Here is a 19,340-nt window from a genome sequence, read left to right as displayed (position 1 = left end):
ATAACCGCTTGTATCAACATCACTTTTCTACCGCAGGCTGCCAGAGCGCCAAGGGCGCGTCAAGCCGCAAACCAAGCGGTTGATCGGCGGCGCGGGCGATGATCGCCGCAACCGTTTCGAGGCCGGCGCCACGCGCGAGCGCCTCGCTCAGACTCCACAGCCCATAGGAGGAGGATTCGCTGCGGCGACGCCAGTCGCGGACCCGCAGATCCTTGGCAACGCCCTTCTCGCGTTCCAGCCAGGCGATTGCCTCCGGCTCGCCGCCGATCTCGTCGACGAGCTTGAGCGCGAGGCCCTGGCGCCCGGTATGGACACGCCCATCGGAGACCGTCGCGACGTCCGGCTCGGCGAGCTTGCGGCGCTCGCGCACCAGCCGCTTGAACCAGTCGTAATTGTCGTCGACGACGCGCTGGAGCGCAGCACGTGCCTCGGGCGAAGTCGGTTCGAAGCCGTTGGGAGCCGCCTTGAGCGGACTCGACTTGACCTCCTCGACCTTGACGCCGACGGTGTTAAGCAACTGTCCGACATTGGGAATCTGGAAGAGCACGCCGATCGAGCCCACCAGCGAGGTCTGGCGCGCGACGATCCGGTCGGACCCCATCGCCGCGATGTAGCCGCCGGAGGCCGCCAGCCCGTCGACCACCGCGACCATCGGCTTCTTGGCCGCAAGCAGGCGCAGCGCATCGTACAATGCCTCCGAGCCGGAGACGGTGCCGCCGGGGCTGTCGATCTTGACCAGCACGGCGGCCGCGCTGCTGTTCTCAAGCGATTTGATCAGTTCGAGCGTGCGCCGGTCGCCGGAGATGAAGCCTGAGATCGTAACGCGGGCGATATGAGCCTGCGCGATCGAGCCGGGCGTCCGGCCGGTCCAGGCCATCCCCGCCACCACAGCCGCGGCAACGACGCCGACCACGGCGAGAAGCCGCCAGAGCGTCAGCTTTCGGCGCAGGTTACGACGGTCGGCGAGCATATCGGCGTCGGACGACATCGGGGGGCGCTCCTGTCAGCTTCGGGACCGTGATGTAGCCTCGCCGAGGCAACCGGGCAAGGCGGGCGAAGGGCTTCAGGCCGCGACGGAGGCGCGCGCCCGATCCAGAGCCAGCAAAGCAAGTCCGCTGGCGACCGAACGGAAGGCATCGCCGATATGGACACGGCCCGCGCCGAAGCGGCGGTCGAACAGCGCGCGGACGGCCGGCACATGCGAGGTGCCGCCGGTCATGAACACCGCCTCGATCGACCCGGCAGAGACATTCGCCTCGGCCAGCGCCCGGTCGAGCGCGGTCTCGATCGCCCCGACATCCTCTGCGATCCAGCTGTCGAAATCGCTGCGGCGGATCGTGCGCTCGATCGAGATACCCGTCTGCTCGAAGCGCAGGACGGTCTCGTCAGCGCCCGAGAGCGCGATCTTGGCGGCGGAGACGGCGCGATAGAGTTCGTAGCCGAGATCGTATTCGATCACGGTCAGCAGATCCTCGAGCTTGGCGGGCTCGACGGCATCGCGGATCAGCGCCTTCAGCTCGGCCATCGTCTCGCGGCTCTTCATCAGCGAGAGACGGTGCCATTGCGCGAAGGCGGCATGATAATGCGCGGGAATCGGCAACAGCTTCTCGAAGGAGCGATACTGCGTGCCCTTGCCGAGGCGCGGCGAGATGGCATGCTCGATGATGCGATAGTCGAAAGTGTCGCCGGCGACGCCGACACCGGCATGGGACAGCGGGATGGCGTCGAGCCGCCCGGCCCCGCCCGGCTCGAAACGCATCACCGAGAAATCGCTGGTGCCGCCGCCGAAATCCGCGACCAGCATCGTCTGCGGCGTCTTCAGTTCGCGCGCGTACCAATAGGCCGCGCCCAGCGGCTCATAGGCGAAATCGACGGCGGGCATCCCGGCCTTGCCGTAGGAGGCTCGCAGCCGCCCCAGCGCAAGCTCCTCATCGGGCCGCTCGCCGGCGAAAACGACGGGGCGGCCAGAGACGAGCGGCGTCTGCGCGACATCGTCCAGACCGGCCACGAGATCGGTCAGGAAGACGCCGATCAGGTCCTCCAGCTGGAACAGCTTGCCGAACAGCCGGGTCTCCTGGAAGGCGCGGCTGGAGAGATGCGTCTTCAGCGATTGCAGGAAGCGGTGCTCGGTCGTCATGCCCAGCGCCATGTCGAGCGCATCGGGACCGCTGACATGGGCGACATGCGTCTTGGGCGGACGGCCTTCGCGCCAGAACATCAGCGCCGAGCGGTAAGCGTCGACCGCGCCCTGCTTCGTCGCGAAGCTGCGCGTCGTCACCGAGCCATCGGCGCGTGCCAGGGCGACCACGCTGTTGGTGGTGCCGAAATCGATGCCGATCGCCGCGGTGGTCATGGTGGTCGCTTTCTTTTTGGTGCCCGTCCCCGCAGCCCTCATCCTGAGGAGAAGCCGCAGGCTTCGTCTCGAAGGATGTTCCAGCGCGCTCTGGAACATCCTTCGAGACGCCGCTATGCGGCTCCTCAGGATGAGGGCTGAGGGTCTCGGCCGAAACAAAAGCCCGCGCGGATCGCTCCGCGCGGGCTGGTCTGATGAGCCGGCCGCCGAGGCGGCCGAACGATCACTTCTTCTCGGTGGTCGCCTTCTTGAGGGCGGCGCCAAGGATGTCGCCAAGCGAGGCGCCGGAATCGGACGAACCGAACTGGGCGATCGCTTCCTTCTCTTCGGCCATTTCCAGAGCCTTGATCGAGACCTGGATCTTGCGAGCCTTCTTGTCGAACAGGATGACGCGAGCGTCGACCTTTTCGCCAGCCGCGAAGCGCTCTGGGCGCTGCTCGGCGCGATCGCGAGCGATCTCGGCGCGCTTGATGAAGGTGGTCATGTCGGTGCCGGCGATCTTGACGTCGAGACCGGCTTCCTTGACCTCGATCACCTCACAGGTGACGACCTGGCCCTTCTTGAACTCGCCGGCATCCACGAAGGGATCGCCGCCGAGCTGCTTCAGGCCGAGCGAGATACGCTCCTTCTCGACGTCCACATCGAGAACGACAGCCTGCAGCATGTCGCCCTTCTTGTATTCCTCGATGACCTGCTCGCCCGGACGGTTCCAGTCGAGATCCGAGAGATGGATCATGCCGTCAATGTCGCCTTCGAGGCCCAGGAACAGACCGAACTCGGTCTTGTTCTTGACTTCGCCTTCGACAACCGCACCGCTCGGATGGGTCTCCGCGAAGACCTCCCAGGGGTTGCGCAGGGTCTGCTTGAGACCCAGCGAGATGCGGCGCTTGACCTGATCGACCTCGAGGATCGCGACGTCGACTTCCTGAGAGGTCGAGACGATCTTGCCGGGGTGGACGTTCTTCTTGGTCCAGGACATCTCGGAGACGTGGATGAGGCCTTCGATGCCCGGCTCCACTTCGACGAACGCGCCGTAGTCCGTGATGTTGGTGACGCGACCCTTGAGGCGCGCGCCGACGGGGTAACGGGCCGCAATGCCATCCCACGGGTCAGCAAGCAGCTGCTTGATGCCGAGCGAGATGCGGTGCGTGTCCTGGTTGATCTTGATGATCTTGACCTTGACCGTCTGGCCGATGGTCACAACCTCGGACGGATGGTTGACGCGACGCCAGGCCATGTCGGTGACATGGAGCAGGCCGTCGATGCCGCCGAGGTCAACGAACGCACCGTATTCGGTGATGTTCTTGACGACGCCGTCGATGACCTGGCCCTCTTCGAGCGAAGCCACGAGCTCGGAACGAGCCTCGGCGCGGGTCTCTTCGAGAACGGTACGACGCGACACGACGATGTTGCCGCGGCGGCGATCCATCTTGAGGATCTCGAAGGGCTGCGGCTGGCCCATCAGCGGGCCGACGTCGCGGATCGGACGGATGTCGACCTGCGAACGCGGCAGGAAGGCCACGGCGCCGTCGAGGTCGACGGTGTAGCCACCCTTGACCGTGTTGAAGATGACGCCAGAGACCTTCTCGCGAGCCTCGAAGGCCTTCTCGAGCTTGACCCAGCTCTCCTCGCGGCGAGCCTTGTCGCGCGAGATGACGGCTTCGCCGAGCGCGTTTTCGATCCGGTCCAGATAGACCTCGACCTCGTCGCCGACCTTGATGTCCTGGTCACGGCCGGGGCCGTTGAATTCCTTGAGCGCGACGCGCCCTTCGGTCTTCAAGCCGACATCGATGATCGCCATGTCTTTTTCGATGGCGACGACGATGCCCTTGATGACGGAACCTTCGAGGGCTTCGTTCTGACCGAACGATTCCTCGAGAAGGGCTGCGAAATCCTCGCGGCCCGAGTGGTAGCTTTCTACGGCTGACATTCTTGCTCCTGACGCCGGCTGCGTATTCCGCGAAGCCGGCAAGCGCCGATTGGGTTGGTGCCACAGACCGGATTTGTCCGTCGGCGCCTCTTGCGAGGCTGGCCCGCTCTCTCCGCGCTCATGGCGCCGGGAGGAGAGCGAGCGGCGCTTGGCCGCCGGTTTCAATCCGCATCCGAACGATACGCCTCCAACACGAAACGGGAGCCAGCCGCAAAGGCCGCCCCCGGGTGTGATCGATCACGGCCCTTCGGACAGGGGGGATGTAGTGGAAAGGCAGCCTCAGGGCAAGGGTAGCACGGCAATAACGCGACGAAACCCGCAGGCCTGCCGCGACTTCCCCCGGGTCGGCCTTCATGCAAGGTTGCGCCTCGGATTTCGTCCGCGCTTGGGGAGCACGCCGATGTGGATCGTTCTGGGGCTGATCGCAGCCCTCGCCGTCTACCTGATCATGACCTATAACGGCCTCGTGGCGATGCGTCAGCGCGTCAACCAGGCCTTCGCCGATATCGACGTGCAGCTGAAGCAGCGCCACGATCTCATTCCCAACCTGGTCGAGACGGTGAAGGGCTACGCCACTCACGAAAAATCGACGCTCGATGCCGTGGTCGCCGCGCGCAACGCAGCCCAGGGCGCGAGCAGCGTGCATGACAAGGCGGCAGCCGAGCAGCAGCTTTCGGGCGCCGTCGGCCGCCTGCTGGCGCTGGGCGAGGCCTATCCGGACCTCAAGGCCAGCGCCAATTTCCAGCAGCTCCAGGTCGATCTCGGCAACGTCGAGGACAAGCTCGCGGCAGCACGGCGCTTTTTCAACAACGCCGTCAGCGAGTTCAACGCCGCGATCCAGGCCTTTCCGGCGGTGTTGTTCGCGCCGCAGATGGGTTTCGCCCAGCGCGAGTTCTTCGATGTCGGCGAGACCGTGCGCACGCAGATCGAGGCGCCGCCGAGCGTGAAGTTCTGACAGCCGGCGATTTTCGGCGAATAGGGCGGCAACGATGCTGGGCCAGGCCTTCGGGCTCTACACCCACATGCGCAACAACCGGATCAGGTCGGGTTTCCTGATCGCGGGCCTGTTTGCGCTGGCCTATCTGACCGCCTGGGGCCTGATCCTGATCGGCTACGGCTATGGCGGCGTTCCGCGCGGCCGCAGCGCCTTTGGCGAGGCCGGACGGGCGTTCTGGTCATGGTTCCCCTTCATCACATTGGGCACCCTGGCCTGGGTGTTCATCGGCTTTCGCATCAATGTCGGGATCGTCAGTGCCGTATCCGGAGCGAAGGGGATCGCGCGCGAGGACAATCCGAAGCTCTACCGGATGCTGGAGAACCTCTGCATCTCCAGGGGGCTGAGCGTGCCCAAGCTCTCCATCGTCGAAAGCGACGCCCTCAACGCCTTTGCCAGCGGCGTCAACGACAAGCAGTTCACGGTCACGGTGACGAGCGGCCTACTCGCACAGTTGAACGACGCCGAGGTCGAGGCTGTGCTTGCCCATGAGCTGACCCATATCCGCAATGGCGATGTCCGGCTGATGATCATCGCGATCGTCATCGCCGGCGTGATCTCGCTGATCGGCGAGGTGGTGTTTCGCGGCCTTGCGCGCAGCAGCATCCGCGTTTCGTCCTCCGACGATTCCAAGAAAGGCAACGGCATCGCGATCCTGATCGGCTTCGCCGTCATCGCTCTCTCATGGTTCCTCGCCATTTTGATCAGGCTGTCGCTATCGCGCTCGCGCGAATATCTCGCCGATGCCGGGGCGGTGGAGCTGACCAAGAATCCCGATGCGATGATCTCGGCCCTGCTGAAGATCGCCGGCCGCGCCGATATCGACGGCGTGCCATCGGGCGTCATGGACATGTGCTTCGAAAACGATCCCGACGATTTCGCCGATCTGTTCTCGACACATCCCTCGGTGACGAAGCGCGTGCAGGCCCTCGTCGAAACGGCGGGAGGGCGCATGCCTGCAATGCCGCCGCATCCACCCAGGCTCGCCGAGCGGCAGGCCCTGCCGACCATGGTCGAGGAATCGGCGGCGCGAGGCCCCTGGGACCGTCCGACAGGCGGCAGCGCCAGCCCGTGACCGCGCTAACTAAAGGAGGTTCAGCGGCCGTCCCTGGCCCAGTCGAGCGCTTCCTCGAGCCTGTCGTCGCCCCAGAACAATTCGCCATCCTGCGTGACGAAGGTTGGTGCTCCAAAGATGCCGAGCGATTTGGCGTATTCGATCTCCGCCCTGAGCCGTCCCTTGACCTCTTCGCTGCGCGAGGCCGGGAAGGCCTGGCCGGGATCGGCGCCTGCCCCTTTCAGTGCAGCGTTCAGGACGGCCTCTTCGGCGATGTTGCGGCCCTCGCAGAATTCGGCCCGGAACAGTGCTTTCGAAAAGGCCGGCATCCAGCCCGCCTCGCGGCCGGCCAGAGCTAACCTTGCGGCGATCAGCGAATTCTGCGGAAACGTTTCGGGCTTCACGATGCTCAACCCATTGCGGCCGGCGCGGCGCGCCGTGTCGCGCCACATATAGCGGCCCTTGTTGGGATAGAGATTGAAGGGCGATGTGGTCCAGCCCTGGGCGGCGAAAATGGGCCCGAGCAGGAACGGTCGCCAGCGCAGCGTCACGTCGGCGGACTCAGCCAAAGCCTCGATCCTCAGCGCGCTCAGGAAGGAATAGGGCGATGCGAACTCGTACCAGAAGTCCAGCACAGGACGATTCGGCATTCAGCCTCCGAAGTCAGTCGTCAGGGGTTGAGTCGCGCATCCGAAGCTTCGGCTTCCGGACGCCCGACCGCAAGGGCGGGACGCGTGCTCGCTCGAACGTGACCGGGGTCATCAACACCGATCCATCACGGGAAGACGCGGGATCGATCAGAAGGTTCCGATTGCGTCGCTCCGATGCCTGCGATAGTGCGCCATTGCGTTCAAAAAGCGGCCCGCAAGGCTGGACTGCCCCATCAGCAGGAAGATGATCCAAATGGCCGATACAAGCGTGAAGAAGGTCGTGCTCGCCTATTCCGGGGGCCTCGACACCTCGATCATCCTGAAGTGGCTGCAGACCACCTATCAGTGCGAGGTCGTGACCTTCACCGCCGATCTCGGCCAGGGCGAGGAACTCGGACCGGCGCGCGACAAGGCGCTGCTGCTCGGCATCAAGCCCGAGAACATCTTCATCGAGGATCTGCGCGAGGAATTCGTGCGCGACTACGTCTTCCCGATGTTCCGCGCCAATGCCGCCTATGAGGGCGTCTATCTGCTGGGAACGTCCATCGCGCGGCCGTTGATCGCCCAAAAGCTGATCGAGATCGCCGAGCGGGTCGGTGCAGACGCCGTCTCCCATGGCGCGACCGGCAAGGGCAACGATCAGGTCCGCTTCGAACTCACGGCCTATGCGCTGAAGCCCGACGTCATCGTGATCGCGCCCTGGCGCGAATGGGACATGCGCTCGCGCGAGCAGCTGATCGCCTTTGCCGAACAGCACCAGATCCCGATCGCCAAGGACAAGCGCGGCGAGGCGCCGTTCTCGGTCGACGCCAACCTGCTGCACGCCTCCTCGGAGGGAAAAGTGCTGGAGGATCCGGCGCAGGAGGTGCCGGACTATGTCTATTCGCGCACGATCTCGCCCGAGGACGCCCCGGACAAGCCGACCTACATCACCGTCGAGTTCGAGAAGGGCGATGCGACCGGCATCGACGGCGTCGCGCTCTCGCCCGCCAGCCTCCTGGCCAAGCTCAACGATCTCGGCCGCGACAACGGCATCGGCCGTCTCGATCTGGTCGAGAACCGTTTTGTGGGCATGAAGTCGCGCGGCATGTATGAGACGCCCGGCGGCACGATCCTGCATGCGGCGCATCGTGCGATCGAATCGATCACGCTCGACCGCGGCGCGGCCCATCTCAAGGACCAGCTCATGCCGCAATATGCGGAGCTGATCTATAACGGCTTCTGGTTCTCGCCCGAGCGCGAGATGCTGCAGGCCCTGATCGACAAGAGCCAGGAATATGTTGCCGGGCAGGTCCGCCTGAAGCTCTACAAGGGCGGCGTCCATGTGGTCGGCCGGTCGAGCCCCTATTCGCTCTACGACCAGGATCTCGTCACGTTCGAGGAAGGTGCCGTCGCCTACGACCACCGCGATGCCGCCGGCTTCATCAAGCTGAACGCGCTGCGGCTGCGGACGCTCGGCCAGCGCAAGAAGAAGCTCGGCCTCTGATCGGGATTGCCCTTCGCGTGCTCCAGCATTGGCTGCTGCAGCACGCGAAGGGGACCGGACGAGGAACGGCTTGGTCGCGCAGCTGAGGCTGGTTGAAATCGATCAGAACGCGCTACCGATGATCGGGATAGCGTCAGCGCTCCGGCCGAGCTTCCCGGGCCCTGACTGCCCTGCTCTGCAGCCTCATGTACGCCAGCGCAAACGCTCCGGCGCCAGCGTGTTGTGGAAAGCCGTGCCCGTCCGCCGGGCCGTGGCATAGTCACGCTTCAGGCGAAAATACCATTGCGCCAGCCGGTCGGCCTGGCCCATCAGCAGCATCGTCGGCTTGCGCTCGAGGCCCTGCTGCGCGAGCTCCAGGATATCCTGGTCCTGACGCAGAAAGGCGCTGGCCGCCCAGCGGATCGGCAGGGCGAGCGGCGCCAGTTGCGGCAGGTCGGAGAGCAGCACGTTCGTCAGCAGGGTCCGCTTCGCATCGATCGGTGTCGCGAAGGTCGCGTTGACGATGGTGCGCTTGCCCACGGTGATGCGCTCTATGCGCTGGCCCGGCAGCAGGAAATCCACCTGGGTCTGCGGCCGGCCAAGCAACCGATAGCCTCGGGAATTCGCCGCCGCCGTATGGGCCGTCATCCGGAAACCGAATGGAAGGGGGACGAAATCCTTGGTTTTCTCCCGCGCCGTCGCGGTTGGCCGCCACCACCAGGAATTATGGACATAGCCGACATGGCCAGGATCGATCAGGCTGAGCACGCATAGATCGTAGGAAGCCTCGACCAGCACGGAGACGGCGACGCGGCAGCGAGGCGCCGACTGCAGCATCAGTTCGGGAACCGGCGGGGCTTCGGCCGGCTGCGAGCCCAGATAGACCCAGATGATGCCGTCCGCCTCCCGCACGGGAAAGCCCTGGACCCTGACCTGGGCGGGATCCGTCGCATCATCATGAACCAGCGTCGGCATGGCCAGGCACTGGCCGTCCACGCCGAAGCGCCAGCCATGGAAGGGACATGTGAGAGCGACGCCGTCGAACTCTCCTTGTGACAGCGGCGCGCCCCGATGCGGGCAGCGATCGCGTAGGGCGAAGACTTCACTACTGCGCTTGCGACCAATCACGAGTTGTTCGCCAAGGATCGTCACGCTCTCGCGGGCGCCGGGGGCGAGCCGTCCCTTGCTCTTGGCGCAATACCAGGCTTCGCGTGGCGGCTCGCGAAACTCGCTGGCCGCCGGCACCACCTGCGCGGCCGTATCGATTGGCGGGATCACTGAAACAGTCATTCGGGACCTTGGGTATCCTATGCCGCGCCGAAGGCTGGCGGCTCGGGTTCAAGGTCGCGGCTGCGGATTGCCGGTGCATTGCCGGCGGATGTCGAAACGGGATGGCACCGGGCCAGCTTCGCGTCGCAGCGCGCTCGAAATGGCACCCGCGGCAACCTTTACGGGCAACGCGCGTTGAGCCTGCACCCTTAACCCGAGTGCCCCCATGACGCGTCTCATCGCCCCTGCCCTGCTGATCGCCGCGCTTCTGGCCGGCCCAGCCTTCGCCCAGACCGCCGGTCCGACCTCGGGAGTGCCCTCCGAAAAGCCGGCATCGCCCGAGATCGCGTCCTGCAAGGCAGCGGCGCTTCACACGATCTCGGCCAAGGACCCGGAGATCAAGGACATTTATATCGATGAGGACGGTGCCACGATCGCGACGTCCGAGACAAAGGTCGAGGACACGCCGATCACGCGCATCATCATGGGCGAGGCCTATCTGCGCACCGACCGCTCGGACAAGCCGCGCCGCTTCCTCTGCCTCATCGGCGAGAAGGGCAAGGTTCTGCTGACATTCTTCACCGCCAGGTAACGCAGCAGCGCAGGAGTTCGCTCAGGAGCGGTCGACGACCCTGGTCGCCGGCCGGTCGCGGCCATCGGCCAGTTCCTCGTGCCAGCGGCCGTCCTTGTCCTGATAGACGATACCGTCCGTGGTCCCGTTCAGGGTCTGTCGCGCCGCGGCCTTGGTCGCCGCCTTCAGCGCGGCATCATGCGACGGGAAGGTTTCCGACAGGGCGTCGCCGACCTTGTAGGCCCAGCCGCCGTCATGCTCGACGACTTCGTATTTAACCATGACCATCGCGTTCTCCTGCTTCTGCAAACAGAACTGCGCGCGGCGCCTGCGAGTTCCTTACTCGCCGTTGCCTGTGTCGGCCGCACGCAGGCCTTCGAGCGCCGGCATCGAGGTGATGTTGTAGCCGGCATCGACGTGGTGGATATCGCCGGTCACGCCACCCGACAGATCTGACAGATAATACAACGCCGAGCCGCCGATCTCATCAAGCGAAACCGACTTGCGCAAGGGCGAGTTGGCGCGCTGCCAGGAATACATCGCGCGCGCATCCGAGATGCCCGCGCCTGCAAGCGTACGCACGGGACCGGGCGAGAGCGCGTTGACGCGGATGCCGCGCGGGCCGTAATCGGCGGCGAGATAGCGCATGCTGGCTTCCAGCGCCGCCTTGGCGACGCCCATGACATTGTAGTTCGGCATTACGCGGGTGGAGCCGCCATAGGTCAGCGTGATCATGCTGCCGCCCTTGGGCATGCGCTGAGCGGTGCGCTTGGCAGTTTCCGTGAAGGAAAAGCAGGAGATCACCATCGTGCGCGAAAAGTTCTCGCGGCTGGTGTCGGCATACAGCCCCTTCAACTCGTTCTTGTCGGAGAAGCCGATGGCATGGACGACGAAGTCGAGCGTATTACGCTCGGGATCGCCGCCCCAGGCCTCGTCGATCGCAGCGAAGGTCGCGTCGACCGTGCCGATATCCTCGACATCGCAGGGGAGGACGAGCTTGGAGCCGATGCTCTCCGCCAGAGGCTTCACGCGCTTGCCCAGGGCATCGCCCTGATAGGTGAAGGCCATCTCGGCGCCATGGGCATGCAGCGTGCGCGCGATGCCCCAGGCGATCGAGTTCTGGTTGGCGACGCCCATGACGAGGCCGCGCTTGTTGTGCATGAGGGGGAGCATAGGGATATCCCGAAAGGTCAGCGTCGAAGACTTGTCAAACGGCGGTGTCAGTCAAGGCGTGTTGATCAATCACATGAGTGTCCGGAGCGACCGAGCGGCAGCTAAAGATGCTTCTTCACCGCCGCGGCCGTCGCCTTGGATGAGGCCAGCGGCACGATCTCGAAGCGGGCGAGATCGCCCCATTCCAGCACCCACTCCTGCAGCAGGCTGACGTCGTCGCATTCCATCACCTGGAAACAGCGGCCGAGATCGGCCGATATCCAGCTGTCGACATAGGTCAGGCCTTCGGGCGTCATGCGACCGCGCTCATGGAAGCGGCGATAGATGTCCTTCACCCGCGCCTGATCGAAATGCTCGATCACCATGAACAGCATGACGCGGCTTAAGCCTCCAGCTTCTTCATCACGATGGTCGCGTTGGTGCCGCCGAAGCCGAAGGAGTTCGAGAGCACGCAGCCGAGACCGGCATTGTCGATGCGCTTGCGCACGATCGGCATGTCGGCGAAGGCGGGATCGAGCTCGTCGATATGGGCGCTCTCGCAGATGAAGTCGTTGTTGAGCATCAGCAGCGAGTAGATCGCCTCCTGCACGCCGGTGGCGCCCAGCGAATGGCCGGTCAGCGACTTGGTCGCCGAGATCGGTGGCGCCTTCTCGCCGGCCCCGAAGACCTCGCGGATCGCCTCGATCTCCTTGGCGTCGCCGACCGGCGTCGAGGTGCCATGCGGGTTGATGTAGTCGACCTTGGCGTTGACGCCCTGCAGCGCCATCTTCATGCAGCGCACCGCGCCCTCGCCCGAAGGCGCGACCATGTCGTAGCCATCCGAGGTCGCGCCGTAGCCGACGATCTCGCCATAGATCTTGGCGCCGCGCGCCTTGGCGTGCTCCAGTTCCTCTAGCACGACGACGCCGGCGCCGCCGGCGATGACGAAGCCGTCGCGGTTGACGTCATAGGCGCGCGAGGCGCGCGACGGGGTCTCGTTGAAGTCGGTCGACATCGCGCCCATCGCATCGAACAGAACCGACAGGGTCCAGTCGAGCTCCTCGCAGCCGCCCGCGAAGATCACATCCTGCTTGCCCCACTGGATCGTCTCATAGGCATTGCCGATGCAGTGGTTCGAGGTCGCGCAGGCCGACGAGATGGAATAATTCACGCCCTTGATCTTGAACCAGGTCGCGAGCGTGGCCGAAGCGGTCGAGGACATGCCCTTGGGCACGGCGAAGGGGCCGACCTTCTTGGACGAGCCGCTCTCGCGAGCCTTGTCATAGGCGTCGATCAGGGCGCGGGTGGACGGGCCGCCGGAGCCCATGATGATGCCGGTGCGCTCGTGGCTGACTTCGGAGGTCTCGAGGCCGGAATCGGCGATGGCCTGTTCCATCGCGACCTGATTCCAGGCCGAGCCGCCGCCATGGAAACGCATCGCGCGTCGGTCCAGGACGGTCGCTGGGTCCAGTGTCGGCGCGCCGGCGACGCGGCTGCGGAAGCCATGCTCGGCGAATTCCGGCATGAAGGCGATGCCGGATTTGGCCTCATGCAGAGAGGACAGCACCTCCTGCGTGTTGTTGCCGATCGACGAGACGATGCCCATCCCGGTGACTACAACGCGTCTCATGCTCGCTTCTCCGCCTTAAATCGCGCGCGGCCGAAGTCAGGCTCCCGGCGCGCGCTCTTATATCTTCAACCGCGCAAATGGACTGCGCAGATGGCGCGCGCAAGATCGATGCGCGCTTTTCCTCAGGCGCTTTCGGGCTTGAACAGGCCGACGCGCATGTCGCTGACCGTGTAAATTCGCTTACCGTCAGCCTCCAGCCAGCCATCGGCGATGCCCAGCACGAGCTTCGATTTGAAGACACGCTTGAACTCGACGCCGTAGACGACGTGCTTGACCGATGGCAGCACCTGGTCGGCGAACTTCACCTCACCGACGCCAAGGGCGCGCCCACGTCCGGGCAGGCCGAGCCAACCCAGGAAGAAGCCGGTGAGCTGCCAGAGCGCATCGAGCCCGAGGCAGCCCGGCATCACCGGATCGCCCTTGAAATGGCAATCGAAGAACCAGAGGTCGGGCCGCACATCCATCTCGGCGCGCACGAAGCCCTTGCCGTTGGGGCCGCCATCCTCGGAGATCTCGCTGATGCGATCGAACATCAGCATTGGCGGCAACGGCAGTTGCGCATTGCCTGGCCCGAACAGCTCCCCGCGGCCACAGGCGAGGATCTCCTCGTAGCTGAATGACGATTGCCGCTGCATTCCCGTTCCGCTCCATATTCCATCCGCCGGGGAGCCGACGGTCGATCTGTCAGCCGTGCCTAACACGCCGCCGCGCGTTAACGGAAGGGCCGGCGAGAACCGGATCGTCAAGAGGATAGGTCAGCGTAGACCCTCATGCGCTTGCGACCGTCCTGCCCAAGCCCTACATTTCGTGTATGAACACGCAACATGCGCCAAGCCGCGCCGCACCCCCAAGCTGCGCCACACGCCAAAGAGGCCAACCCAAGGCATGACCGATCTGATCTCCCAGGACCAGGGCTATGGATCGACCGTAAGGCAGGGCTGCCCGTTTCACGACATCCGCCAGCGCTTGCGCCGCGTCGGCCTGCGCCCGACACGACAGCGCGTTTCGCTCGGCTGGGTGCTCTTCGCCAAGGGCCAGCGCCACATCAGCGCCGAGATGCTCTATGAAGAGGCGATGAAGGAACGCGTGCCGGTCTCGCTTGCGACCGTCTACAACACGCTGCACCAGTTCACCCAGGCCGGGTTGCTGCGCGAACTCGCGATCGACGGCGCCAAGACCTTCTTCGACACCGACAACAGCGAACATCATCATTTCGTCGTCGATGGCGAGAATACCGTGATCGACATCCCGGCTTCGGCCGTCGACGTCGCCGCCCTGCCGGAACCGCCTGCGGGCTACGAGATCGCCCGGGTCGACGTGGTCGTGCGGCTGCGCAAGATCGCCGATTGAGGCGACGACTAGTACCAGCGGCCTTTGATATCTACCGGTAAGGCGCAGCAATCCAGAGCGGCAGCGCTCGACGTCCCCTGGCTTGCTACGCTGCGCTCGCAATGACGATAGGGGACGCGTTCAACCTCAGTCGATCTTTTCGTTGGGGTAGACGCCCCAGAGCCGGTCCTGGCGGAGATAGCCTTCCGTCGTGCCGATGCTGACGCGGCACCATGAATTGGCGCAGGACGTGACATTGGCGATCACGCTCGGCTGCAACCGCGCCACGACGGCAGAGCCCTCATCGGCCGTCTTATGCAGCGTGAAGCTCTCGTCCTTGACCTTGGACCAGGGCGCGACGAGGGCGGTGCGCCGCCCCGACAGCAGGCTGTGCAGGACCCAGCCCTCGGAGCCGTCGGCATCGCGGACGCGGCGCCAGGTCTCGAATTCCGCGACGATCTCGACGGGAAGTCCGGCACGCTGATAGACCCAGCGGGTCCGATGTTCCTTGGACGGGCCTTCGCGCAGGTTCACGCGATCCGATTTCAGGCTGACATAGCGTGGAACAGGGAGCCCCGAAACCGGACCGGCCTGCACGTCCTGAGCCTGCGCGGCGGAGACGGTCCCGGCAGCAGCGACAAGCGCCAGCGCGAAAACGACGCGTCGCATCAACAAGGCCACCATCCGTCCAATCTCCTACGATACAAGCAGCGCAACATCCCTGCCCCCGGCAACGCTCCTGCCCCCGGCGAAGGGTCAGGTTGTCATCCGCCGCGCCGCCACTTAGACAACTGGCGAAGTCGAGCGATTACGCTGCCCCTCATTCCTGATGCGCTGCGGTTAACGGCGGGTTGAGGCCAAAAGGCGGCGGACGCGGCGACCAGCGGAGAGGAACCGTCGATGTCGAAGAAAAAGCCGCTGGTCGTGGTCACGCGCAAGCTGCCTTCCGTGGTCGAAACACGCATGCGCGAGCTCTTCGATGCGCGTCTCAACATCGACGACAAGCCGATGTCGCAGGCCGCGCTAGTCGAGGCGGTCAAGACCGCCGACGTGCTCGTTCCGACCGTGACGGACAAGATCGACGCCGCCCTGATCGCCCAGGCCGGCGACCAGCTGCGGCTGATCGCGAATTTCGGCAATGGCGTCGACAATATCGACGTCGCCAGCGCCGTCGCGCGCGGCATCACCGTGACCAACACGCCCGGCGTTCTGACCGACGACACCGCCGATATGACGATCGCGCTGATCCTGGCGGTGGCGCGGCGCATCAGCGAGGGCGCGCGCGTCATCCCCGACGATGAATGGGCCGGCTGGTCGCCGACCTGGATGCTGGGCCGCCGCATCACCGGCAAGCGGCTGGGCATCGTCGGCATGGGCCGCATCGGCCAGGCGGTCGCGCGCCGCGCCGCCGCCTTCGGCCTGTCGATCCACTATCACAACCGCCGCAGGGTCGACGCCCGCACCGAGGAAAAGCTCGATGCGACCTATTGGGATTCGCTCGACCAGATGCTCGCGCGAATGGACATCGTCTCGGTCAACTGCCCGCATACGCCGGCGACCTATCACCTGCTTTCGGCACGCCGGCTGAAGCTGATGAAGCCGGACGCAATCCTGGTGAACACGGCGCGCGGCGAGATCGTCGACGAGACAGCGCTGGCGCGCATGCTGGAGGCAGGGGAGCTTGCCGGTGCCGGCCTCGACGTCTTCGAGAGCGAGCCTGCGGTCAATCCGCGCCTGCTCAAGCTGGCGCGTCAGCACAAGGTCGTGGTGCTGCCGCATATGGGCTCGGCCACGCATGAGGGCCGCGCCGACATGGGCGAGAAGGTCATCGTCAACATCAAGACCTTCATGGATGGCCACAAGCCGCCGGACCGCGTGCTGCCCAGCATGCTCTGAAATGCCCGTCCGAGCATTCGAGCCCTCATCCTGAGAGTCTGGCCGATAATGATATCCCAGTTTTCAAGGACTTGAACATCAGCGAAAAACGCGCCGTCATCCCGGACGCAGCGAAGCGGAGATCCGGGATCCATTCCGGAACCGCACCGGCAAGCGCTCCGGAATGGATCCCGGGTCTCCCTGCGGTCGCCCGGGATGACGGCGCCTTTCGATGCCAAATGCCAACCGACTGAAATTGCTTACGACATTCTCGGCCACGCTCCTCAGGATGAGGGCTGTGGGACATCCCGAACGGATTTTGAGACGATCGCGAGACTGGCCTCGCCGTCCCCGAATTCGGCCTTAAGCCGCGGCTGGCGCGCCCAGACCTGCAACAGCGTCAGGCCAGTGCCCGAAATGGTCGATCACCTGCACAACGCCGGCCTCGCTCAGGCGGGCTGCGCTACGCTGCTTGTCGTGCGAGACGCCGGTGAAGCCGATGACGGTCATCCCCGCGGCGCGGGCCGCCAGCACGCCGGGAACCGAATCCTCGATCACCAGGCAATTGCGCGGCGCCACGCCCATCTGTTCGCTCGCGAACAGGAAAACATCTGGGTGAGGCTTGCCGCGGGCAACCTGCGAAGCCGAAAAGATGTGTGGGTCGAACAGGTCGACCAGACCGGCAATGCCGAGATTGCGGCGCAACGGCGCCAGGCTCGTCGATGAGGCGACGCAGCGCCGGCCGCCGATTGCTACGACCGCCTCGCGGACGCCCGGCAGGGCTCGCACCTCATTCTCGAGCCGCAGCGCAACGGCATTCTCGATCAGCGTCTCGAAATCGGCCGGCAGCGGGCGGCCATGCGCGGCCTCGATGATCTTCACACCGTCCGACCAGGGAATGCCGACGATCTGGTCGACGTAGTGGTCGAGGGTCCATTCGGTTAGGCCGAGCGCATGGCAGGCGGCGAGACTGACCTCGCCATAAAGCGTCTCGGTATCGATGAGCGTGCCATCGCAGTCATAGATGATCAGGTCGAAGCTCATCGTAGCAACCAGCCTCAGCTTACCCGCGCTGCGTCGAACTGGCCGGTCTTGCGGAAGCGCCAGAGATAGGATGGGACGACCGCCTCCACCGACACCGGCGCGATCCCAATGGCCTCGAAGTCGCGGCCCTCGGCCCTGGCGGCGTGGGAGACGATGTTGTCGCTTTCGAGCAATGTCACCTGATCGCGTGTCAGCATCAGCTCTGCCGGCAGCAAACCCAGCGTCAGCGTATCCGTGATTTCCAGGACGCGCGCCTGCAGACGCGCGAGCGGGAACGGCAGCGAGACGAGCGGGCGCTTGCGCCCCGTGACCTCGCAAATATAGGCGACGAGTTCCCTGAAGCTCTTCACCTCGGGCCCGCCGAGTTCGTAGACGCGTCCACCCGGGACCGATCCATCCACGGCAAGCGCAACCGCCTCGGCGACATCGCCGACAAAGGCGGGCTGGAACTTCGTCTCGCCCCCGCCGATCAGCGGCAGGACCGGCAGCATGCGCGCCAGCGACGCGAATCGGTTGAAGAAGCCATCCTCGGGGCCGAACATGACCGACGGCCGCATCACGACAGCGCCGGGCACAGCGGCAAGGATCGCAGCCTCGCCTTCGGCCTTGCTGCGGGCATAGAGCGAACGCGAATCAGTTGCCGCGCCGATGGCCGACACATGCACCAGGCGCTTGATGCCGGCAGCCGCGCAGGCCTGGCCCACCGCGCGGGCGCCATTGGCCTGCACGCTAGCAAAAGTCTGACGGCCGCTTGCCTTCATGATTCCGACGAGATTGATCACCGCATCGGCGCCCTTGACCGCCGCGGCAACCGAATCAGGGTAGCGCAGATTGGCCTGGACGGCATGAATCTGCCCGACCATGCCCAGCGGCTGCAGGAATCCGGCGAGATCGGGCCGGCGCACGGCGACGCGGACACGATAGCCGCGCTTGACGAGTGCGCGCACGACATGGCGCCCAACGAAACCGGAGCCACCGAAAACAGTGACGAGTTGCGAGGCCGGGGGCTGATTTGCCATCCGTTTGGCTCCCTTGAGATTGCTCCTGCCCTCCTAAGTCATTGGGCGCGCGCTGTGAAGGCGCTGCGTTGGCGCATGCCGCCCACAGGGCATGGAACGCCGGCGCACTATCCCCGTTGACAGGACCATCTGCCCCCCGTAAACGAACCGCCGTTGCCCAGGTGGCGGAATTGGTAGACGCACCAGCTTCAGGTGCTGGCGCTCGCAAGGGCGTGGAGGTTCGAGTCCTCTCCTGGGCACCACTCATCTTCAAGGGGGCTACCAACCCCTTGATTCCAAAGATGAGTATCAAGATCATTGGAAGACCTGCCGCCCGACCGGCGTAAGCCGGCGGGTCGGAGAATGGTCCTTTCAATGGCTTGGCCGACAAGTCGGCCGGACAGCTCTTCATGCCCGCCTTGCGGCGCTTGCCCAGCGACGCAGCTGGCGCCTGGCTTTAACGTCTGGCTGCTCGGCCTGGCCCCGTCTGACATCGGCACGCCAGGGCACGACGGTGCCGATCTCATCAAACGGTGCAGTGAAGGTCACGATTTTTGCGCCGAAGGTCGTGATCGAAATCTCGAGCGTCATGCCGCCGGCACAGATCAGCTTCATCTCTTCCAGCATGGATGTGCGCTCGATCCGCTCGATCCTGCCGGTAAACCATCCCTCATACAGGCCCGCTCTGCGGGCCGGCTGGTAGTTGTAAACTCCAGCGATGCCATTGCCGCAGCGCGGCACCAGACGACCTCTGCCTGTCACCATGGTCAGTCTCCCAGTAAGGAGTTGAGGACCTTGGATTGACTCAAATACCCCCTAACTGGCGGCTTTTTTGTGTCGGCGCGCACCGAACCCCCATTGGCAAAACGCCCTTCGCAAAGTCCGGGGGCGGAAGCCGTGCAACCGTCCGCCCCCCGGACCGGCCCCTGTCAATGCCCGCTATCGAGGACGCGACCCTGCATGTGACGTGGCGGTTGCCGCTGGCGGATATGGTATCGCTTCACATGATCGGGCCGCAGCAGGCCG

The 19,340-nt window shown here is 64.9% G+C and carries 20 protein-coding genes and 1 tRNA gene; 7 read left to right on the top strand and 14 right to left on the bottom strand.

Going from position 1 to position 19,340, the window contains the following annotated elements:
• Positions 1 to 19: 19 nt before the first annotated feature.
• The 3 genes from sppA to rpsA form a co-directional block, all read right to left on the bottom strand.
• Positions 20 to 988: a signal peptide peptidase SppA gene (gene sppA, locus C4S73_RS01165; protein ID WP_103870637.1), complete on the bottom strand. Its 969-nt coding sequence runs from the start codon at positions 986 to 988 to the stop codon at positions 20 to 22.
• A gap of 75 nt (positions 989 to 1,063) precedes the next feature.
• Complete coding sequence (locus C4S73_RS01160; protein ID WP_103871217.1) at positions 1,064 to 2,353, bottom strand: Hsp70 family protein; 1,290 nt, start codon at positions 2,351 to 2,353, stop codon at positions 1,064 to 1,066.
• Between the two features lie 223 nt (positions 2,354 to 2,576).
• A complete protein-coding gene (gene rpsA, locus C4S73_RS01150) occupies positions 2,577 to 4,283 on the bottom strand; it encodes a 30S ribosomal protein S1 (RefSeq protein WP_103870636.1) in 1,707 nt (568 codons plus the stop codon).
• Positions 4,284 to 4,683: 400 nt separating this feature from the next.
• Between rpsA and C4S73_RS01145 the strand changes: the two genes are divergently transcribed.
• Positions 4,684 to 5,238 (top strand): LemA family protein, encoded by a 555-nt coding sequence (locus tag C4S73_RS01145; protein ID WP_103870635.1) that lies wholly within the window; start codon positions 4,684 to 4,686, stop codon positions 5,236 to 5,238.
• A gap of 34 nt (positions 5,239 to 5,272) precedes the next feature.
• Entirely contained in the window at positions 5,273 to 6,352 is a 1,080-nt protein-coding gene (locus C4S73_RS01140) for a M48 family metallopeptidase (protein WP_244595390.1), read from the top strand.
• 20 nt (positions 6,353 to 6,372) lie between these two features.
• On the opposite strand, the gene C4S73_RS01135 is transcribed toward C4S73_RS01140, so the two are convergent.
• Positions 6,373 to 6,981, bottom strand: a complete 609-nt coding sequence (locus tag C4S73_RS01135; protein WP_103870634.1) for a 2-hydroxychromene-2-carboxylate isomerase — start codon at positions 6,979 to 6,981, stop codon at positions 6,373 to 6,375.
• A gap of 253 nt (positions 6,982 to 7,234) precedes the next feature.
• On the opposite strand from C4S73_RS01135, the gene C4S73_RS01130 reads away from it, so the two are divergent.
• Complete coding sequence (locus C4S73_RS01130; protein WP_103870633.1) at positions 7,235 to 8,467, top strand: argininosuccinate synthase; 1,233 nt, start codon at positions 7,235 to 7,237, stop codon at positions 8,465 to 8,467.
• Between the two features lie 183 nt (positions 8,468 to 8,650).
• Here the strand turns inward: C4S73_RS01130 and C4S73_RS01125 are convergent, their stop codons facing one another.
• Entirely contained in the window at positions 8,651 to 9,736 is a 1,086-nt protein-coding gene (locus C4S73_RS01125; protein ID WP_103870632.1) for an aromatic ring-hydroxylating oxygenase subunit alpha, read from the bottom strand.
• A gap of 205 nt (positions 9,737 to 9,941) precedes the next feature.
• Between C4S73_RS01125 and C4S73_RS01120 the strand changes: the two genes are divergently transcribed.
• Positions 9,942 to 10,307: a hypothetical protein gene (locus C4S73_RS01120; protein WP_103870631.1), complete on the top strand. Its 366-nt coding sequence runs from the start codon at positions 9,942 to 9,944 to the stop codon at positions 10,305 to 10,307.
• Positions 10,308 to 10,328: 21 nt separating this feature from the next.
• On the opposite strand, the gene C4S73_RS01115 is transcribed toward C4S73_RS01120, so the two are convergent.
• The 5 genes from C4S73_RS01115 to fabA form a co-directional block, all read right to left on the bottom strand.
• Complete coding sequence (locus C4S73_RS01115; protein WP_103871215.1) at positions 10,329 to 10,574, bottom strand: DUF2188 domain-containing protein; 246 nt, start codon at positions 10,572 to 10,574, stop codon at positions 10,329 to 10,331.
• Positions 10,575 to 10,625: 51 nt separating this feature from the next.
• Positions 10,626 to 11,459 carry an enoyl-ACP reductase FabI gene (gene fabI / locus C4S73_RS01110; protein ID WP_103870630.1) on the bottom strand — a complete coding sequence of 278 codons (834 nt, stop codon included), beginning with the start codon at positions 11,457 to 11,459 and terminating at the stop codon, positions 10,626 to 10,628.
• Between the two features lie 101 nt (positions 11,460 to 11,560).
• A complete protein-coding gene (locus C4S73_RS01105) occupies positions 11,561 to 11,833 on the bottom strand; it encodes a DUF3303 domain-containing protein (protein ID WP_103870629.1) in 273 nt (90 codons plus the stop codon).
• Positions 11,834 to 11,841: 8 nt separating this feature from the next.
• Positions 11,842 to 13,068 (bottom strand): beta-ketoacyl-ACP synthase I, encoded by a 1,227-nt coding sequence (gene fabB, locus C4S73_RS01100; protein WP_103870628.1) that lies wholly within the window; start codon positions 13,066 to 13,068, stop codon positions 11,842 to 11,844.
• Between the two features lie 122 nt (positions 13,069 to 13,190).
• On the bottom strand, positions 13,191 to 13,703 hold the full coding sequence (fabA, locus tag C4S73_RS01095) for a 3-hydroxyacyl-[acyl-carrier-protein] dehydratase FabA (RefSeq protein WP_103870627.1): 513 nt from the start codon (positions 13,701 to 13,703) through the stop codon (positions 13,191 to 13,193).
• 250 nt (positions 13,704 to 13,953) lie between these two features.
• Between fabA and irr the strand changes: the two genes are divergently transcribed.
• Positions 13,954 to 14,418 (top strand): Fur family transcriptional regulator Irr, encoded by a 465-nt coding sequence (gene irr / locus C4S73_RS01090; protein WP_103870626.1) that lies wholly within the window; start codon positions 13,954 to 13,956, stop codon positions 14,416 to 14,418.
• Between the two features lie 126 nt (positions 14,419 to 14,544).
• On the opposite strand, the gene C4S73_RS01085 is transcribed toward irr, so the two are convergent.
• Complete coding sequence (locus C4S73_RS01085) at positions 14,545 to 15,081, bottom strand: SH3 domain-containing protein (RefSeq protein ID WP_244595389.1); 537 nt, start codon at positions 15,079 to 15,081, stop codon at positions 14,545 to 14,547.
• Between the two features lie 216 nt (positions 15,082 to 15,297).
• On the opposite strand from C4S73_RS01085, the gene C4S73_RS01080 reads away from it, so the two are divergent.
• Complete coding sequence (locus tag C4S73_RS01080; protein WP_103870625.1) at positions 15,298 to 16,293, top strand: 2-hydroxyacid dehydrogenase; 996 nt, start codon at positions 15,298 to 15,300, stop codon at positions 16,291 to 16,293.
• A 342-nt stretch (positions 16,294 to 16,635) separates the two neighbouring features.
• On the opposite strand, the gene C4S73_RS01075 is transcribed toward C4S73_RS01080, so the two are convergent.
• Positions 16,636 to 17,316, bottom strand: a complete 681-nt coding sequence (locus tag C4S73_RS01075) for an HAD family hydrolase (RefSeq protein WP_103870624.1) — start codon at positions 17,314 to 17,316, stop codon at positions 16,636 to 16,638.
• A gap of 14 nt (positions 17,317 to 17,330) precedes the next feature.
• A complete protein-coding gene (locus C4S73_RS01070) occupies positions 17,331 to 18,335 on the bottom strand; it encodes a complex I NDUFA9 subunit family protein (protein WP_103870623.1) in 1,005 nt (334 codons plus the stop codon).
• Positions 18,336 to 18,490: 155 nt separating this feature from the next.
• Here C4S73_RS01070 and C4S73_RS01065 point away from each other — a divergent pair.
• Positions 18,491 to 18,577 (top strand) — tRNA-Leu (locus C4S73_RS01065).
• A 145-nt stretch (positions 18,578 to 18,722) separates the two neighbouring features.
• Here C4S73_RS01065 and C4S73_RS01060 read toward each other — a convergent pair.
• A complete protein-coding gene (locus C4S73_RS01060; RefSeq protein ID WP_146071239.1) occupies positions 18,723 to 19,079 on the bottom strand; it encodes a hypothetical protein in 357 nt (118 codons plus the stop codon).
• Between the last annotated feature and the right edge of the window lie 261 nt (positions 19,080 to 19,340).

It is taken from the genome of Allobosea lathyri (assembly GCF_900108245.1).
GTDB classification, from domain to species: Bacteria; Pseudomonadota; Alphaproteobacteria; order Rhizobiales; family Beijerinckiaceae; genus Allobosea; species Allobosea lathyri.
The sequence above is the reverse complement of the archived record's forward strand: the minus strand, read 5'-3'. Positions and strand labels throughout refer to the sequence as shown.

What these genes read in the sequence shown, in the direction of transcription:
- sppA (WP_103870637.1), bottom strand. Translation starts at nt 988, where the DNA reads ATGTCGTCCGACGCCGATATGCTCGCCGACCGTCGTAACCTGCGCCGA.
- C4S73_RS01160 (WP_103871217.1), bottom strand. Translation starts at nt 2,353, where the DNA reads ATGACCACCGCGGCGATCGGCATCGATTTCGGCACCACCAACAGCGTG.
- rpsA (WP_103870636.1), bottom strand. Translation starts at nt 4,283, where the DNA reads ATGTCAGCCGTAGAAAGCTACCACTCGGGCCGCGAGGATTTCGCAGCC.
- C4S73_RS01145 (WP_103870635.1), top strand. Translation starts at nt 4,684, where the DNA reads ATGTGGATCGTTCTGGGGCTGATCGCAGCCCTCGCCGTCTACCTGATC.
- C4S73_RS01140 (WP_244595390.1), top strand. Translation starts at nt 5,273, where the DNA reads ATGCTGGGCCAGGCCTTCGGGCTCTACACCCACATGCGCAACAACCGG.
- C4S73_RS01135 (WP_103870634.1), bottom strand. Translation starts at nt 6,981, where the DNA reads ATGCCGAATCGTCCTGTGCTGGACTTCTGGTACGAGTTCGCATCGCCC.
- C4S73_RS01130 (WP_103870633.1), top strand. Translation starts at nt 7,235, where the DNA reads ATGGCCGATACAAGCGTGAAGAAGGTCGTGCTCGCCTATTCCGGGGGC.
- C4S73_RS01125 (WP_103870632.1), bottom strand. Translation starts at nt 9,736, where the DNA reads ATGACTGTTTCAGTGATCCCGCCAATCGATACGGCCGCGCAGGTGGTG.
- C4S73_RS01120 (WP_103870631.1), top strand. Translation starts at nt 9,942, where the DNA reads ATGACGCGTCTCATCGCCCCTGCCCTGCTGATCGCCGCGCTTCTGGCC.
- C4S73_RS01115 (WP_103871215.1), bottom strand. Translation starts at nt 10,574, where the DNA reads ATGGTCATGGTTAAATACGAAGTCGTCGAGCATGACGGCGGCTGGGCC.
- fabI (WP_103870630.1), bottom strand. Translation starts at nt 11,459, where the DNA reads ATGCTCCCCCTCATGCACAACAAGCGCGGCCTCGTCATGGGCGTCGCC.
- C4S73_RS01105 (WP_103870629.1), bottom strand. Translation starts at nt 11,833, where the DNA reads ATGCTGTTCATGGTGATCGAGCATTTCGATCAGGCGCGGGTGAAGGAC.
- fabB (WP_103870628.1), bottom strand. Translation starts at nt 13,068, where the DNA reads ATGAGACGCGTTGTAGTCACCGGGATGGGCATCGTCTCGTCGATCGGC.
- fabA (WP_103870627.1), bottom strand. Translation starts at nt 13,703, where the DNA reads ATGCAGCGGCAATCGTCATTCAGCTACGAGGAGATCCTCGCCTGTGGC.
- irr (WP_103870626.1), top strand. Translation starts at nt 13,954, where the DNA reads ATGACCGATCTGATCTCCCAGGACCAGGGCTATGGATCGACCGTAAGG.
- C4S73_RS01085 (WP_244595389.1), bottom strand. Translation starts at nt 15,081, where the DNA reads ATGGTGGCCTTGTTGATGCGACGCGTCGTTTTCGCGCTGGCGCTTGTC.
- C4S73_RS01080 (WP_103870625.1), top strand. Translation starts at nt 15,298, where the DNA reads ATGTCGAAGAAAAAGCCGCTGGTCGTGGTCACGCGCAAGCTGCCTTCC.
- C4S73_RS01075 (WP_103870624.1), bottom strand. Translation starts at nt 17,316, where the DNA reads ATGAGCTTCGACCTGATCATCTATGACTGCGATGGCACGCTCATCGAT.
- C4S73_RS01070 (WP_103870623.1), bottom strand. Translation starts at nt 18,335, where the DNA reads ATGGCAAATCAGCCCCCGGCCTCGCAACTCGTCACTGTTTTCGGTGGC.
- C4S73_RS01060 (WP_146071239.1), bottom strand. Translation starts at nt 19,079, where the DNA reads ATGGTGACAGGCAGAGGTCGTCTGGTGCCGCGCTGCGGCAATGGCATC.